Annotated in this window: 12 protein-coding genes, 1 tRNA gene and 1 rRNA gene; 12 read left to right on the top strand and 2 right to left on the bottom strand. The window is 40.6% G+C overall.

Annotated elements, in window-relative coordinates:
• Positions 1-195 precede the first annotated feature (195 nt).
• Complete coding sequence (locus HBA50_RS08720; RefSeq protein ID WP_045497792.1) at positions 196-2,289, bottom strand: RNA-directed DNA polymerase; 2,094 nt, start codon at positions 2,287-2,289, stop codon at positions 196-198.
• 271 nt (positions 2,290-2,560) lie between these two features.
• Here HBA50_RS08720 and HBA50_RS08715 point away from each other — a divergent pair, with 271 nt between their 5' ends.
• The 8 genes from HBA50_RS08715 to HBA50_RS08680 all read left to right on the top strand — a co-directional run bounded on the left by HBA50_RS08715 (position 2,561) and on the right by HBA50_RS08680 (position 13,100).
• A complete protein-coding gene (locus HBA50_RS08715; protein ID WP_052687621.1) occupies positions 2,561-3,793 on the top strand; it encodes an RNA-directed DNA polymerase in 1,233 nt (410 codons plus the stop codon).
• Between the two features lie 1,050 nt (positions 3,794-4,843).
• Positions 4,844-7,042 carry a polyribonucleotide nucleotidyltransferase gene (pnp, locus tag HBA50_RS08710; protein ID WP_045497789.1) on the top strand — a complete coding sequence of 733 codons (2,199 nt, stop codon included), beginning with the start codon at positions 4,844-4,846 and terminating at the stop codon, positions 7,040-7,042.
• Between the two features lie 88 nt (positions 7,043-7,130).
• Positions 7,131-7,748 (top strand): serine O-acetyltransferase, encoded by a 618-nt coding sequence (gene cysE / locus HBA50_RS08705; protein WP_005591130.1) that lies wholly within the window; start codon positions 7,131-7,133, stop codon positions 7,746-7,748.
• A 174-nt stretch (positions 7,749-7,922) separates the two neighbouring features.
• Entirely contained in the window at positions 7,923-8,687 is a 765-nt protein-coding gene (locus HBA50_RS08700; protein WP_045497783.1) for a nucleoside phosphorylase, read from the top strand.
• An 8-nt stretch (positions 8,688-8,695) separates the two neighbouring features.
• Positions 8,696-9,217, top strand: a complete 522-nt coding sequence (locus tag HBA50_RS08695) for a dihydrofolate reductase family protein (protein ID WP_045497780.1) — start codon at positions 8,696-8,698, stop codon at positions 9,215-9,217.
• A 17-nt stretch (positions 9,218-9,234) separates the two neighbouring features.
• Positions 9,235-10,578 (top strand): cysteine--tRNA ligase, encoded by a 1,344-nt coding sequence (gene cysS, locus HBA50_RS08690; protein WP_045497777.1) that lies wholly within the window; start codon positions 9,235-9,237, stop codon positions 10,576-10,578.
• A complete protein-coding gene (locus HBA50_RS08685) occupies positions 10,571-10,963 on the top strand; it encodes a Mini-ribonuclease 3 (RefSeq protein WP_045497774.1) in 393 nt (130 codons plus the stop codon). Before cysS ends, HBA50_RS08685 begins: the two co-directional genes overlap by 8 nt.
• A 289-nt stretch (positions 10,964-11,252) precedes the next feature.
• Complete coding sequence (locus tag HBA50_RS08680) at positions 11,253-13,100, top strand: APC family permease (protein WP_045497771.1); 1,848 nt, start codon at positions 11,253-11,255, stop codon at positions 13,098-13,100.
• Between the two features lie 79 nt (positions 13,101-13,179).
• Here the strand turns inward: HBA50_RS08680 and HBA50_RS08675 are convergent, their stop codons facing one another.
• Positions 13,180-14,145: an aromatic acid exporter family protein gene (locus HBA50_RS08675; RefSeq protein ID WP_045497768.1), complete on the bottom strand. Its 966-nt coding sequence runs from the start codon at positions 14,143-14,145 to the stop codon at positions 13,180-13,182.
• 257 nt (positions 14,146-14,402) lie between these two features.
• On the opposite strand from HBA50_RS08675, the gene rpoE reads away from it, so the two are divergent.
• The 4 genes from rpoE (at position 14,403) to HBA50_RS08655 (ending at position 17,637) form a co-directional block, all read left to right on the top strand.
• Entirely contained in the window at positions 14,403-14,993 is a 591-nt protein-coding gene (gene rpoE / locus HBA50_RS08670; protein WP_015604416.1) for a DNA-directed RNA polymerase subunit delta, read from the top strand.
• A gap of 189 nt (positions 14,994-15,182) precedes the next feature.
• On the top strand, positions 15,183-15,665 hold the full coding sequence (locus tag HBA50_RS08665; RefSeq protein WP_045497765.1) for a sigma-70 RNA polymerase sigma factor region 4 domain-containing protein: 483 nt from the start codon (positions 15,183-15,185) through the stop codon (positions 15,663-15,665).
• 299 nt (positions 15,666-15,964) lie between these two features.
• Positions 15,965-17,511: ribosomal RNA gene (locus tag HBA50_RS08660) — 16S ribosomal RNA — on the top strand.
• A gap of 53 nt (positions 17,512-17,564) precedes the next feature.
• Positions 17,565-17,637 (top strand) — tRNA-Ala (locus tag HBA50_RS08655).
• Positions 17,638-17,717 lie beyond the last annotated feature (80 nt).

The raw sequence follows: 17,717 nt of genomic DNA, 5'->3' as shown, positions 1-17,717 counted from the left end.
TCCGAGAATTGATTTGAAATGAAAAAGAAAGCTGATAAATCAACATTCTTTTTTGAAACTATTTGAGAAAAACTAGATATTTTGTCTATTTAGCGATAAACAAGCTACCAAAGACATAATCTTTCAAAATCAACTCATATCACCATACGAACATTAGGTAAAGTTTTAACATTGCTTTTTAATCTTGGAATCATGTTAGTAATCATTAAAAGAATAACTTTTTCTGTCTGTAGCTTTCTTTTTAATTTGTAATTTTTTAAAATCGTGTTCTTGTAAACTCCAGTTAAAGTAAGATTGATTCATTAATTCTTTAAAAATTAAATAATTGGTACTATCTCTTTCTAGTTTATTTAATTCTTCATCTTTCAAATCCTCTAAAATGTCTCTGATAAATTGACCTTCTTTTTTTAGTCCTTGAAATCCAGGATAGTAAATAAAATCATTTAAAATATAAAAATATTTAGCATCTTCTAATAAACTTTCCGTATGTGTTTGGTAATTTCTGACAAAATTCATTATCGTTTTAAATAAATAGTTTAAGACGACCTTATATCTGCTTTCATATCCAATTATATAATAACCAATAGCGCAAAGTGTATAGTAATCTTCTGGATTTTCATCGAGTAGTTGACATAAAAACTGAGAACTCAACTTCTTATCAAAAAATTTCAAATATACAATTAGATCAGAAATATTATTGATTCTATTTGAGTTATTCTTCAATATACGATAGATATTTTCAAATATCCTATTTTCGATATCTAATAAATAATTTTTACTATTTGTTATAAAGTTTTTATTATCATTATTATTGATTGTTGTTCTTAATTTAGAAATCGAAGCTCTGAATTTCATTAAAGTATAAATGTATGACTTTGTTGTATCAGAATCAGGATGGATTGAATAGATATTATTTATCTGATCAAGAGCAGTATTTATCGTTCGAAGGTATTCATAAAAGTTTTTATTATAGTTAGTCGTTTCTTGATTAATAAAAATTGGTTCATAAATTTCTAAAGAGATAGTCTTTAAAAAGTATAGAACGACCCGCCTTTTAGAACTATGTGTATTGCTAATTATATTCCTTATTGTATCATATAGATGATTCCAAGTATGTTCCTTAAGAATTATCTTGCCTACTGAAATTTTATAATTCGCAGAGTCTCTATTAAGACATTGTTTATACTTTTCAATGTTTTCAATAGCATTAGGATTCTGTGATAATTTCAGAAGATTTAGTTCTCTCCTATTATTGAAACTATAAAAAAGTTGCTTTAATTGTATAATGGATGAATCAGCCAAGGAGAAAGGCTGCTCCTTAATTTGATGTTTTTCAAGATTAAGTTTTAAATTGAAGTTAGAAAGTTCCCTAGAAATTTCTTGCTCAATAATTTCTAGTATTTCGTAAGTTGAGGAAAAGATGTAATAATCATCAATGAAGCGATAAATTTTATAATTTTTATTGAAATAAATATTTTGCTGATTTAAGTTTTTCTCAATATTAAAATCGCAGTGTGTTAAAATAATGTCAGCAATTATTCTATTTATTTCTGGTCCGATTATAATCCCGTTAGTTTCGTTATCATTGCTTTTTTGTTGAATTATGTCAGATTGAGCGGCAAAAGTATTTTTCAATGAATGATGAGAATATTCCTTACCTAGATGTTTATCTCCAACAATTGCCCATGTGATTGAGTGTGTATATATACTTCTAAAAAAGTTTTGGATATCAAGTTTAGAAAAAAATCTATATCGCAAACTATCTCTATTAAAACTAGGGGAATTCAGAATATTAGATAATGTATGATGTTTATTATAGGTGAAATATTTTTTAAAGAAAGGGTCCAATTCTTCATTTGTAATAGAATTATTTCCTTCGATGCCAAAATCTTGTTCTATTTTTAACAGTTCTTTTTCTAAAGCTTTGCTTTCTGAATATGTTATAGTGTTTGCTTTTTGAACTTTACGAACATTAAATTTAGACTTTTGAAGAAAGTTAATTAGTAAATATTCATATTTCATAATATAAAATAAAAACTTTAACTGTGAAGAAGGATGCATCAACGAAATTGTCCTATAACTACCATTATTTTTAGGGATTTCGTAGTGAAGTGGTATTGTATATTTTCCATTGAATTTTTCGTTAAACTTTTTATTATTGGTTGGAACCAGATTCATCAAATTTTCTAAATTATTTTTTAATGGTGAATTTGAGAAAAAGGTTGGTACCTCAGAAGGGAGAATTTCTGTAGTTAAAAACCATTCCTGTTTAAGATATTGTTTATTCATAATTTAATTATCCTTGATTTTTTGTCCCTTATATTGTACCATATAAAGTGTAGGCTTGAGAACACTAAATATTTTAATACTAGTTTAATACAAGATTGAGTTCTCATACACACAAAAAGATTATTTCAAGCTTTAGCTTAAGGTGTCATGTACCGTACATTGTATTATGTACCTCACGTTGTATATGGTGTCTATCTAGGTAAGGATATTAAAATCTTGCCCATAGGGAATTTTATTATCCTTCCTGTGCCTACGATTTTAGGGATATTTCATGAAATTTAGTTCGATTTTTTCAAAAAATAACATAGGAAAGCGACTGGTTTATAAATTAAAAAAAGAGGATTTACGTTTAGAATTAAAGGATGTAAATACCGAAATTATAAATAAATTCAGCCTAGTGCTCCCAAATAGAAACGCTATTATCAAATCATTGATTCAATTTTTAAGTCAGGGGAGTATTTATTGTAATCAGTCAAATTTAACTGCAACACCTCAGAAATTTTATGTCATAAAATCAGATATTAAAAACTTCTTTCCATCCATCAACAAACACAAACTATATCAAAAATTAGTTAAATCATCTTTGTTAAAAGACCCTAGTATGGATATTATTAAAAAGTTTATTTTTAATAGTGACATTTCTGGTGTTCCGTTAGGAATGCCATTTTCTAATGCATTATCTGAAGTTTATTTAGAAGAATTTGATGATGCTATAAGACGAGAATTTTCTCCAATTTTTTATGTTAGATATGTAGATGACATATTAATCATAAAAAGTTATCCCAAAAGTATGACTATTGATAAAAATAGTGAGAAAAATTTATTATTTAGTTTATTGGAACAAATTGATTTATCGGCTAATGAGAGTAAAACAGATATATATGAATACACACCCTCTGTTAATACACTAAACTTTGAGTATCTTGGATATAATTTTAATATATCTGATAAAAAGTTACACATTGACATTTCTAAAAAAAAGTATGACAAAAAAGTATTAAATAGACTTACGAGATATTTTAAATATTATAAATCTTCTGCTCATACCGATGAAGATTTTTGGATTCTTTATTATAGAATAAAAAATTTAATATATGGTGTAACATCGAGTGGGGAAAAAGGTACTGATCATAAGTTAAAATTTGGAATTGGTTTTAGTTATAAGTTTATTAATTCCGAAGACAGATTAAAAGATTTATTGAAGACATTTCATTATTTTAGAACTAAATATTCAAATAACTTTACCTCGGAACAAACCGCACGCCTATTTAGTCTGATTACTGTTGATTCTAGTGTAAATGGAAGAATAATTCTTAACCAATTTTCTGAAATCGATGATATTTTGCTTTTGCTCAATAAGAGAGTGACTTATACTAAGTATTCAATAATAAAGTTAGAGGGAATTGCACAGAAAATTGGTTGTCCGTCAATTGCTAGAAGTAACGATAGTTTGTATAAATATAATCTACAAATACAGATTATGAAAAAATTACGAATTCATTGATTTAACTGAGAGCCTAGGCTCTCTTTTTCCTTTCCCTTTTCCTATATAGTTATTTTTTTAACATATTCTTCAATTAAACACTTGACTTCTTCCTTTTGTTTACTAGATAGAGTATATTGTTTCAATAAACTAACAATTTCTTCCAATCCGTCATCGCGCCCCTTTAAAATTTCAAAAGATGTGCCAAAAATTTCAGCTAGCTTTTCTACTGTTTCATCTTTTAGGATTCTTCCTCCATTCTCTCACCTAGCATATTGGGCTTGAGCTACACCTAATTTTCAGTAACTTCTAATTTGAGTAAGTCCTGCATCTAGTCGGGCTTTTTTATATTGTCTTTTAACATTTTAAAATTCCTTTCACTTTTTATTGAGTTATAATTAAAATATTTACATAAAAATAAAGCATGCAAAATAGTTGATACTAGTACTCATTGCCTTGCTATTAAAGTAGATAGTAAAGGAAAAGCTACGACTGATAAAGAAAACATTACGAATCTTTTGCAAATCAATATGAAACCTGCCAATGACGCGAATGAATCAAAATTTGAATAATCTGCAACCGGAGTCATATTAGGGCTCTTTTTTATTTTGGGAGTTTCAGTCTGTCTCGCTTCATATGGTGTGAAATAAGAAGAATAATTCAGGCGGTGCTCAAAAAACGCGTTTTTATGCGGTTAGTCGCGAAACGATAGATTAGGTTTAATTTTTTTAAAATAAATATAACTAGCTCTAAAAATATGTAGATTCAAGATATTCATTTAAAAAGGCTATCAAAGCCTTTTTCTTTTGGCTGAAATTGTGGTAAAATAGGGTCTGTACGTGCTTGATACAAAGATGAGGATATAATAAGCTACTAAGAACATAAAATTAAAGTCACGGTGCTAACTGAACACCTCCTAGGCTTTTTGTAAAAAAAGATAAATCTATCTAGGAGCAGTCGCTCCGCCGTTCGCTTTCCTATGTTTACATTGCTTTTGACGGGCTTAATATCTTGATCTTTGTAGCCAAGGCGTATGAAAAAATTTGAGCATGTGCTCGGCAAGGAGTCTTTATGACAAAACAAGTTTTTAAAACCGTTTTTGCAGGTCGTGAGCTGGTAGTTGAAACCGGTCAGGTTGCAAAGCAGGCAAATGGTAGCGCCGTTGTTCGATATGGAGAAAGTACCGTTTTAACCGCGGCAACCATGTCCAAAAAGATGGCTACGGGGGACTTTTTCCCATTGCAGGTCAACTATGAGGAAAAAATGTATGCAGCTGGGAAATATCCTGGTGGCTTTAACAAGCGCGAAGGCCGTCCGTCAACAGATGCCACTCTGACTGCCCGCTTGATTGACCGTCCGATTCGTCCTATGTTTGCGGAAGGTTTCCGCAATGAAGTTCAGGTTATCAATACTGTTCTTTCTTATGACGAAGATGCTTCGCCTCAAATGGCCGCTATGTTCGGTAGCTCTCTGGCTCTTTCTATTTCAGATATTCCTTTTAACGGCCCTATCGCAGGAGTTCAGGTCGGCTATGTGGATGGTGAATTTATCATAAACCCGAGCAAGGAACAAAAAGAAGTTTCGCTTTTGGAACTGACAGTGGCTGGCACCAAAGACGCCATCAACATGGTAGAATCCGGAGCTAAGGAACTGTCTGAAGATATCATGCTGGAAGCTCTTCTCAAAGGGCATGAAGCAGTCAAAGAATTGATTGCCTTCCAAGAAGAAATTGTCGCAGCAGTCGGCAAGGAAAAAGCAGAAGTAGAACTGCTGCATGTTGATGAAGAGCTGCAGGCAGAGATTATCGCAGCCTACAACAGCGACCTCCAAAAGGCTGTTCAGGTAGAAGAAAAGCTGGCGCGCGAAGCCGCAACTCAGGCTGTCAAAGACCAAGTCACAGCAGTCTACGAAGAAAAATATGCGGACCATGAAGAATCCGACCGTATCATGCGTGATGTGGCTGAAATCTTGGAGCAAATGGAGCATGCAGAAGTGCGCCGTTTGATTACTGAAGATAAGGTCCGTCCTGACGGTCGTAAGGTTGATGAAATCCGTCCGCTGGATGCAGAAGTGGATTACCTGCCGCGCGTGCATGGTTCTGGTCTCTTTACTCGTGGGCAAACCCAAGCCTTGTCTGTTCTGACTCTGGCACCAATGGGCGAAACGCAAATCGTGGACGGCTTGGATCCAGAATACAAGAAACGCTTCATGCACCACTATAATTTCCCGCAATACTCTGTCGGTGAAACAGGCCGTTATGGTGCTCCTGGCCGTCGTGAAATTGGACACGGTGCTCTTGGGGAGCGTGCCTTGGAGCAAGTCTTGCCTAGCTTGGAAGAGTTTCCTTACGCGATCCGTCTGGTAGCAGAAGTCTTGGAATCAAATGGTTCTTCTTCTCAAGCCTCTATCTGTGCGGGTACGTTGGCTCTGATGGCAGGTGGTGTGCCGATTAAGGCACCGGTTGCCGGAATTGCCATGGGCTTGATTTCAGATGGCAGCAACTACACGGTTCTGACGGACATTCAAGGTTTGGAAGACCATTTTGGTGATATGGACTTTAAGGTAGCTGGTACTCGTGAAGGGATTACAGCCCTGCAGATGGATATCAAGATTGAAGGAATTACAGCAGAAATCTTGACAGAGGCTCTTGCCCAAGCTAAGAAAGCCCGTTTTGAAATTCTGGACTTGATTGAAGCGACAATTCCAGCTCCACGTCCTGAGTTGGCTCCAACTGCTCCGAAAATCGACACTATCAAGATTGATGTGGACAAAATTAAGATTGTCATCGGTAAGGGTGGCGAAACTATCGACAAGATCATCGCTGAAACAGGCGTTAAGATTGATATTGACGAAGAAGGAAATGTATCGATCTACTCTAGCGACCAAGCGGCCATTAACCGTGCTAAGGAAATCATTGCTGGCTTGGTCCGTGAAGCAAAAGTGGACGAAGTTTACCATGCCAAGGTTGTTCGGATTGAGAAATTCGGTGCCTTTGTCAACCTCTTTGACAAGACCGATGCCCTCGTTCACATCTCTGAAATGGCTTGGACTCGAACCAACAATGTCGAAGACTTGGTACAAATTGGTGATTTTGTCGATGTTAAGGTCATTAAGATTGACGAAAAAGGCCGTGTAGATGCGTCTATGAAAGCTCTCTTGCCACGTCCGCCTAAGCCTGACAAGCCAAAGAGAGACCACGATAAACATCAGGAAAAAGGGCATTTTCATAAGAAACATGAAGACGCCCCTAAAACTAAATCGGAAGAATAATGAAAAGGGAGTGATCAGGCTCGATTACCTTACAAATTTCTTTGTGTAGGGCCTGCTCCCTTATTTTACCTAATGAAAGGAGAAGAAGATGGGCTGGTGGAAAGAAGCCATTGAGATTGTAAAAGAAAATGATCCGGCTGCTCGTACTTCGCTGGAGGTCATTCTGACTTATCCAGGTGTCAAGGCCTTGGCAGCCCACCGTCTTTCTCATTTCCTCTGGAAGAGAGGCTTTAAGCTACTGGCACGCATGCACAGCCAATTTTGGCGCTTTTGGACTCAGATTGAGATTCATCCAGGTGCTCAGATTGAGTCAGGTGTTTTCATTGACCATGGTGGTGGATTGGTTATCGGTGAAACGGCCATCGTGGAAAAGGGTGCGCTCCTGTATCACGGAGTGACCTTAGGCGGAACTGGTAAGGATACAGGGAAACGACATCCGACTGTGCGTCGGGGTGCCTTGGTCTCTGCTCATGCTCAAGTCATTGGCCCAGTTGAAATTGGTGAAAATGCCAAAGTTGGAGCTGGAGCAGTTGTTGTGGCCGATGTGCCTAGTGATGTAACTGTAGTTGGAATCCCGGCTAAGATCGTGCGTGTTCATGGTCAGAAAGATGAGCCAACCATCCACGAGGTGGAAGAACAGCGAGAATATTATTTGGATAAGCTGGAGCATGCCCGCGAAGCCAGCCACCATTCGTCGGAGCTCTAAGAAAGGCCAATTTTGGACAGCTAACAAGATACTTTAGGGGGTCTTGCTAAGGAGTAATTTGGCAAACTGTAACCCAATGGGCTCACTATAAGTGAAGCCGAAAAGATGAGACCAAACTGCGCCGCATAGAAAAGATGAAGCTGGATTTGCTGAAGTCTTAAAGAAAGTGAAGTTATGTTATTAGAGGAATTCGAAGATGAAGCTGGGGTTATTGAGCCAACAGATAGGCAGATGATGGACAAGGGTGAGGTTTGTGAAACTATCATCCTGTCCTTTAATGGCGAAATTCTGAAACGTTTGATTGAGTCAGAAAAAGTCTATCAAGGAGGCTATTTAAAAAATCTTAACGGTCAATTCCCTTGGTATGTATATAATTATGATGGAAATCAAGTTGCGGTCATGACTGCGCTTATTGGAGCTCCATCAGTGATTGGCCAACTGGAGGAGTTGGCGGCCAGAGGCTTCAAGAATTTCATCATTCTAGGTTCCTGTGGCGTTTTGGATCGCTCAATTGAGGCGGACAAGATTATCCTGCCGGCTGCTGCTTTGCGAGATGAAGGCACTAGCTACCATTATGCCCCACCGGGTGACGAAGTAGCCTATGACGAAGCTCTATTGGTTAAGATAGAAGCCATCTTTGACAAGCACGATATTGAGCATATCCGCACCAAGACTTGGACGACTGATGCCTTTTATCGAGAAACGCCTGATAAGGTCAAGCGTCGCTTGGCTGCTGGAGCTCAAGTGGTGGACATGGAAGCTTCAGCTATCATGGCTTGGAGTCAATTTCGCAAGACCAAGGTCTATCAATTCTTCTACACAGCTGACTATGTGGATCATCATAACCGAATCTGGGATGCCCGCCATGAAGAGCGGACAGCTAATGCCATGACTTTTTTCACTATCGCTTTGACAATAGCAAAGGAACTAGAAAGGTAACTACAAGAATGGCAGTATATTTTTACGGCTGTATCACCATGGATGGCTACTTGGCAGACAGCCAGCACAGGATAGACTGGCTGCATCAGCTTGGTTCTGTAGAGGATACAGGCTATGATGACTTTTACAGGCAAATGGATATCACCATCATGGGCAAGCGGACCTTTGAGGAAATCCAAGATTTGCAAGATGTAGAAAGTTTTTATCAAGCTACGGAAAACTATGTCTTTACGCATGATAGGCACCTGCCTGTCAGCAATTACCAGCCAGTAGCTGGGGATGTGGTGGACTTTGTTCACCAGATTGATAAAGGCAAAAATGTCTTTGTGATTGGTGGTAATTCCTTGGTAAGACCGCTCTTGGATGCGGATCTTTTCGATCACCTCATTATTCAGATAGCACCCCTTATCCTAGGAAAGGGGGTTCCCCTCTTTACCCAAGAGGAAGGGCAGCGCTTTTACCAACTGAATAGCCTCAGACAATTTGGCCCTTTTGCAGAGCTGGTTTTCAGCCGAAAAAGTCAGAAATAGAGAAGGGAGTGGACCGCATGATTAAAATTTACGACACCATGACCCGCAGCCTACGTGAATTTGTGCCCATTGAAGAGGGCAAGGTTCGCATGTATGTCTGCGGTCCGACGGTTTATAACTATATCCATGTCGGCAATGCCCGCTCAACAGTAGCTTTTGACACAGTTCGTCGCTATTTTGAGTATCGGGGATTTGAGGTCAACTATATTTCCAATTTTACAGATGTAGATGATAAGATTATCAATCGCGCCAAGGAAGAAGGCATTACGCCTCAAGAGGTGGCTGACAAGTATATCGCAGCTTTTCGTGAGGATGTCTCAGCTCTGGGTGTAAAACCTGCGACTCGTCATCCGCGGGTGGTGGAGTTTATGGCTGACATCATCCGTTTTGTTGAGGACTTGGTTGACAAAGGCTACGCCTATGAGTCAGAGGGCGATGTCTACTTCCGCGTCGAAAAGTCTCGTGATTATGCCAAATTAGCCAACAAAACCTTGGCAGACTTGGAGTTGGGTGCTTCTGGTCGGACAGATGATGAGACTGCTCGTAAGGAAAATCCGGTAGATTTTGCTCTCTGGAAGGCGGCTAAGCCGGGCGAGATTTCTTGGGACAGTCCTTGGGGACCTGGTCGTCCGGGCTGGCATATTGAGTGTTCGGTCATGTCGACGGAGATTTTGGGTGATACCATTGATATCCACGGTGGTGGGGCAGACCTAGAGTTTCCTCATCATACCAATGAAATTGCCCAGTCAGAGGCCAAGACTGGTCAGACTTTTGCCAACTACTGGATGCACAATGGCTTTGTTAACATCGACGACGTCAAGATGTCCAAATCTCTAGGCAATTTTATCACTGTTCACGATGCTCTCAAGACCATTGATGGTCAGGTGCTGCGTTTTTTCTTTGCGACCCAGCATTACCGCAAGCCGATTAATTTCACAGAAAAGGCTGTTCATGATGCAGCCGTCAATCTCAAGTATTTGAAAAATACCTATGAGCAGCCTTTCACTGGTCAGGCAGACTCTGCTCAGCTTCAGGCCTTTCTGGACAAATTCACTGCCGCTATGGACGAAGATTTCAATGCAGCTAACGGTATCACGGTTGTCTTCGAGCTAGCCAAGTGGATCAACTCTGGCAATTACACCGCTGAAGTTAAGGAAGCCTTTGCCAAGCTCTTAGAAGTTTTCGGTATCGTCTTTGTAGAAGAAGTCCTGGATGCGGACATTGAGCGCTTGATTGAGGAACGCCAGGCAGCGCGGGCTAATCGGGACTTTGCGACTGCAGACCGTATTCGGGATGAATTGGCCGCTCAGGGCATCAAGCTCTTAGATACTAAGGACGGAGTGAGGTGGACACGTGACTGATGTCAACCTGATTAACGGCATTGCCCTCGCCTTTGAGGGAGATGCTGTCTACTCCATGTATATCCGGCGGCACCTGATTTTTCAGGGGCTGACTAAGCCCAATCAGCTGCATAGGGAAGCGACCAAGTACGTTTCTGCCAAGGCTCAGGCTAATCTCATCTCTCTCATGCTGGAAGAAGGGATTCTGACGGAGAAGGAAGAGGATATCTACAAGCGCGGTCGCAATGCCAACAGCCACACCAAGGCTAAGAATACGGACATCGTTACCTACCGTATGTCTACTGGCTTTGAGGCAGTCATGGGCTACCTGCATATGACCGAAGCAATTGAGCGACTGGAAGAACTGATTGACTGGTGTATCCGGAAGATAGAGGCCTCGTCCTGATGCACTGCTATCTTATTTATTCTGAGATAGAATTCTTTTACTAACAACCACTAGGATTTAAGAAATTTATATATCAAAGACGAGTTTTACATAAAGCTCGTTTTTTGATGCTCCTATATAAACAAGCATGTTGTCTACAGAAAAACTGGAAAATTTTATAGAAGATTGAGTTTAAAACTTTAAATATATAATTGGATGAAAAGTAGGAGATTGAAATTTATTTTCAGAAAAGTATTGACATGTTTTCTGAAAAGGAGTAGAATGGCTCATGTTTTTAAAGGAGGAACTTATGTTTTCCAAGCTAAAAGGCTTTTTTATTGGACGCCCATTAAAATCAGGGAAAGAGGGAGAAGATGGCCATTTACTGACTAAGATGCAAGCTTTAGCCATGCTCTCCAGTGATGCTTTGTCTTCGATTGCTTATGGACCAGAGCAGGTTGTTTTGGTCTTGACTTCAGTTTCTGTTGGTGCCATTTGGTGGTCGCTTCCCATAGGAATTGTCGTCTTGATTCTATTAGCGAGTTTGACGATTTCCTATCGTCAGGTTATTCATGCTTATCCTCAAGGAGGAGGAGCTTATATGGTGACGACAGAAAATCTATCTCCAACGGCAGGTTTGATTGCTGGCGGAAGCTTACTGGTAGATTACATGTTGACAGTAGCTGTTTCGGTCGCTTCGGGAGCGGACGCAATTACCTCTGCGATTCCCGTCTTACACCCTTACAATTTACATATTTCTATTTTCCTAGTTCTCTTGTTGATGCTAATGAATCTCCGAGGACTAAAAGAATCGGCCACTTCCTTGATGATTCCTGTCTATCTTTTTATTGTCAGCACCTTATTGTTGATTGGTTTTGGTTTTGTGCAAATCCTGATAGGAAATTTAGACTATCATGCAACTGCGAGCATTGGTAGTCCGATTACTGGAGTCAGTTTGATCTTGCTGCTTCGTGCTTTCACCAGCGGCTCTGCTTCCTTGACAGGAGTGGAAGCTATTTCCAATTCGGTCCCTTTTTTCAAGAAACCCAAAGCCCATAATGCCGCAGCTACCCTATCGATTATGGCCTTAATCCTAGGAATCATGTTTGCGGGCATTACCTTCTTGAATTATTGGATTGGCATCGTGCCTGTCAAAGGTGTAACGACCTTGGCTCAGATGGCGCAAGCGATTTTGGGGCCTTCTCCCCTTGGTCGTATCTTGTTCTATGTTTTCCAATTGTCGACTGCTTTGATCTTAGCAGTGGCAGCCAATACAGGCTTCTCAGCTTTTCCGATGCTTTCCTACAATATGGCTAAGAACAAATACATGCCTCATATGTACATGGAAAAAGGAGATCGGCTCAGCTATTCTAATGGCATTTTCACCCTGGCTTTTGGTGCCATTGCTCTTTTGTTCATCTTTAAGGGAAATACAGAACGCTTGATTCCCCTGTACACGATTGGTGTGTTCGTGCCCTTTGCACTCTCCCAGACCGGTATGGTTGTCCATTGGAAGAAAAAATATGGAAATAATTTCTTGAAGCATTCGATTGCGAATATCCTTGGTGCGATCATTTGTTATGGGATTGTCCTTATCTTGCTCTTGTTCCGTCTTCAAGATATTTGGCCTTTCTTTCCTATTATCATCGTCTTGACTTGGCTGTTCTTATCTATCAAGCAGCATTATAATAGAGTTGCTAAACAGTTGAGATTGCATGACCACATTGAGCGTCAGAGCTACACTGGTAATACAGTAATTGTCCTAGTCGGGAATGTTACCCGAGTCAGTGTAGGAGCGATGAGCTATGCTCGCAGTATCGGAGATGAAGTCGTGGCAATGCACGTTTCAACAGCAGAAACTGCTGAAAAAGATGCTGAAGTAGCCGAGGAATTTGCTGACTACTTCCCTGATATTCGCTTCGAGACAGTCACGACTAGCTATCGCAATATCATCAGTCCGACAGTTCAGTATGTGATTAAGGTAGCCAAGCGAGCCAAAAAAGAAGGACGAACAGTGACGGTCCTAGTACCTCAATTTATACCTAAAAAAAGATGGCAGAATATTCTGCATAACCAGATGAGTTTAAAATTAAAATACTATCTGAAATGGTATGAGGATGTCGTAGTCGCAAGTTATTCATATCACTTAAAAGAATGAGCGAACGCCTTTACTGAATGAGAAAAAGGAGTTGAAGAATTTTCAACTCCTTTTATTATCTATTGGAAATAGCATAGAGCTAACTTGCTTGCACCTTTTGGTAATTTTGATAAAATTCTACTTTAATCTTAATAAAAGTTTCCAAGTCTCGTAAAAGTTGCAGAAGTGTAGCGCGAGTTTCAAATTCTTGCCGGGTCTTAGGGAGCGGGCGTTCGCGAAAGACAGCCAAGCAGGTTTCGATTTCTTCAACTAATTCGTGAGCAGGATTTTCTTGACTGAGCTGTTGGGCTGTCTTGGAGAAAAGACGTGCTAAAATCAAGCTCTCACTGGCTGCCAATTGGCAATTATTGATATTTCCTGCCATGTCTTCTAGAATGCGATTCTGCTCCTGCCGCATTTCAAAATAGTGAATGTGGTAGTTGGTCTGATGAAAGAGATGGTTGGAATGGTCCAGATAGACCAGTTCTAAGGCTTCTTGAAGGATAATATCTAGTTCTTTAATTAGAGTTGCATCGTTTCGACCGTCTCCAGCTTTCAAGAAATATTCAAAACGTAGTAGAATTTTCTTTAGTTGTTCTTCAACTTGAATATGATAGTTATCAATATCTTGTTGGTTCGAAACCATATATAGATTAGCTAGGAGAGCGAATCCAGTTCCAATGAGGAAGACAGCCATTTCATTGGCCAAAAGAGGCCAAGAAACAGAATGGGCTAGCAGCAGATGGGTAACCAAAACTGTACTAGGGGTGATGCCTATTTCCCAGCCAAAGAGATAAGCCAAGGGAACGTAGAGTAGGATATAAATCCCTAAGCTCCAAAGGTTAAATCCCAGAAGGATGAAAGATAAGCTCCCGATGGCTAGTGCTAAAATAGTAGACAAGAGGCGGTTGCGGGCCAGTTTGATCGTGCTTCTGCGGGTGTCAGAAACACTGAGGATAGCAATGATACCAGCTGATATAGCATTGTTCAAACCTAAAAAAGCAGCTAGAGCAGCGGCCAGGCATGTTGCGAGAGCTAGTTTGATGGTACGTTGGAGGAGAGGCATAAGCTTCTTTCTATTAAACAAAGTTTTTTCTATTATATCATGATTAGTCGAAGACTTGTGAGGATAAATATGTCAATGTTTATAAATTAGAGGAAGATGCTGCTCCATAGATGCTACGATTATGGTAGAATGACTGGAGTTGAAAAGTCGGATAGTCTAGGTGAAATTTTTTTGACTAGACGACAAATTTATCGTACAATAGAAAGTAGCGAAAAAATGCCTGGCTAAATGCCTGTGTAATCTTAAGGAGAATAACTTTGGAATTAGAAGTATTTGCAGGACAAGAAAAAAGTGAGCTTTCGATGATTGAGGTAGCACGTGCCATCTTAGAATTGCGCGGGCGTGACCATGAAATGTATTTCGATGAGCTTGTCAATGAAATTCAAAATTATCTGGAAAAATCAAATAGCGAAATCCGAGAAGCGCTGCCTCTATTTTATACAGAACTGAATGTAGATGGCAGCTTCATCCCACTTGGTGACAATAAATGGGGTCTTCGTTCTTGGTATGCCATTGACGAAGTCGATGAAGAAATCATCGCTTTGGAAGAAACGGACGAGGAAGACGAGCCTAAGAAACGCAAGAAAAAACGCGTTAATGCCTTTATGGATGGCGACGAAGATGCGATTGATTATAGCGATGATGATCCTGAAGATGAGGACTCTTATGAAGAGGATCCAGCTCTTTCATACGATGAAGACAATCCAGATGATGAAAAGAGTGAGGTTGAAGCCTACGATGCTGAAATCAATGAAATAGCTCCAGATGATCTCGGCGAAGAAGTTGAGTTAAATGAAGAAGATGATGAATATTCTGACGATGATCAGGATGTTGAAGACGAAGAATAATATCCAAAAAAACAACTGCTTTTTGAAGCAGTTGTTTTTGCGTTCTAACATGTCATAAAAAGTCCCTGAGATGCCGAAATTTCTTACATTAAGTACCAGTTAGGGTATAAAATAGACAGGATAGGGACAGGAGGCCTGAGGGAAGAGTTTTTCTTGTAGAATCATATTATCAAAGAAAAAGGAGATAACATGAACTTCAAGGAACGCTATGAGAAAGTGCAGTGGATCGTCCGGCGCTGCGCACGGGATTATTATGTACATTTATGGGAGAGTAGTGACTGGGAACAAGAAGGTATGCTGGTTTATCACCAGCTGGAAGAAAGTCATCCAGATATCAGTCAAGATGAAAGCCGCCTCTATCGCTACTTCAAGACAAAATTTCGGAATCATATTCATGACATACTTCGCAAGCAAGAGAGCCAAAAACGCCGCTTCGATCGTCAGTCTTATGAAGAAGTTGGAACCATTAGTCATAGACTGAGCAAGCGCGAACTAGCTTTAGATGATTTAGTCGCTCTTCGAAGTTCGTTAGCAGCCTACACTTCCAAGTTAGACAAAGAACAACTAGAGTTATACCACCGCTTACTAGGTGACGAACGGTTTAAGGGGCGTAAAAGACTGTTGCGAGAGTTAGAGGAATATTTAATAGACTTTAGCAGCACGGTGATATAGTGGATAGGGGAGAGGTAAGAGGGAGAGGTTGGCTTTCCCTTTTAATTTATTGAGTTATAGGTAGTTATAGAGGTGTTAGGAAGAAAAGATGAAAAAAAGATAAAAAAATTTCAAAAAAGTGTTGACAAGGGGATAGATAGGTGATATACTGATATAGTTGTCGCTTGAGAGAGCGATAAAGACCTTTGAAAACTGAACAAGACGAACCAATGTGCAGGGCGCTACAACATATGTTGTAGTACTGAACAAAGAAAAAACAATAAATCTGTCAGTGACAGAAATGAGTGAGAACTCAAACTTTTAATGAGAGTTTGATCCTGGCTCAGGACGAACGCTGGCGGCGTGCCTAATACATGCAAGTAGAACGCTGAAGGAGGAGCTTGCTCTTCTGGATGAGTTGCGAACGGGTGAGTAACGCGTAGGTAACCTGCCTGGTAGCGGGGGATAACTATTGGAAACGATAGCTAATACCGCATAACATTGACTATTGCATGATAGTCAATTAAAAGGTGCAATTGCACCACTACCAGATGGACCTGCGTTGTATTAGCTAGTTGGTGGGGTAACGGCTCACCAAGGCGACGATACATAGCCGACCTGAGAGGGTGATCGGCCACACTGGGACTGAGACACGGCCCAGACTCCTACGGGAGGCAGCAGTAGGGAATCTTCGGCAATGGACGGAAGTCTGACCGAGCAACGCCGCGTGAGTGAAGAAGGTTTTCGGATCGTAAAGCTCTGTTGTAAGAGAAGAACGAGTGTGAGAGTGGAAAGTTCACACTGTGACGGTATCTTACCAGAAAGGGACGGCTAACTACGTGCCAGCAGCCGCGGTAATACGTAGGTCCCGAGCGTTGTCCGGATTTATTGGGCGTAAAGCGAGCGCAGGCGGTTAGATAAGTCTGAAGTTAAAGGCTGTGGCTTAACCATAGTACGCTTTGGAAACTGTTTAACTTGAGTGCAGAAGGGGAGAGTGGAATTCCATGTGTAGCGGTGAAATGCGTAGATATATGGAGGAACACCGGTGGCGAAAGCGGCTCTCTGGTCTGTAACTGACGCTGAGGCTCGAAAGCGTGGGGAGCAAACAGGATTAGATACCCTGGTAGTCCACGCCGTAAACGATGAGTGCTAGGTGTTGGGTCCTTTCCGGGACTCAGTGCCGCAGCTAACGCATTAAGCACTCCGCCTGGGGAGTACGACCGCAAGGTTGAAACTCAAAGGAATTGACGGGGGCCCGCACAAGCGGTGGAGCATGTGGTTTAATTCGAAGCAACGCGAAGAACCTTACCAGGTCTTGACATCCCGGTGCCCGTCCTAGAGATAGGATTTTGCTTCGGCACACCGGTGACAGGTGGTGCATGGTTGTCGTCAGCTCGTGTCGTGAGATGTTGGGTTAAGTCCCGCAACGAGCGCAACCCTTATTGTTAGTTGCCATCATTCAGTTGGGCACTCTAGCGAGACTGCCGGTAATAAACCGGAGGAAGGTGGGGATGACGTCAAATCATCATGCCCCTTATGACCTGGGCTACACACGTGCTACAATGGCTGGTACAACGAGTCGCAAGTCGGTGACGGCAAGCTAATCTCTTAAAGCCAGTCTCAGTTCGGATTGTAGGCTGCAACTCGCCTACATGAAGTCGGAATCGCTAGTAATCGCGGATCAGCACGCCGCGGTGAATACGTTCCCGGGCCTTGTACACACCGCCCGTCACACCACGAGAGTTTGTAACACCCGAAGTCGGTGAGGTAACCTTTTAGGAGCCAGCCGCCTAAGGTGGGATAGATGATTGGGGTGAAGTCGTAACAAGGTAGCCGTATCGGAAGGTGCGGCTGGATCACCTCCTTTCTAAGGAAAAACGGAAGCCATTGGTCGTCATGTTTAGTTTTGAGAGGTCTTGTGGGGCCTTAGCTCAGCTGGGAGAGCGCCTGCTTTGCACGCAGGAGGTCAGCGGTTCGATCCCGCTAGGCTCCATTAGGATAGTGATGACTATTCTAAACTTGTCCATTGAAAATTGAATAACTATATCAAATAGTAACAAGAAAATAAACCGA

The sequence above is a fragment of the Streptococcus cristatus ATCC 51100 genome (assembly GCF_011612585.1).
Classification (GTDB): Bacteria; Bacillota; Bacilli; order Lactobacillales; family Streptococcaceae; genus Streptococcus; species Streptococcus cristatus_H.
This window is presented reverse-complemented; position numbering and strand designations above follow the sequence as displayed.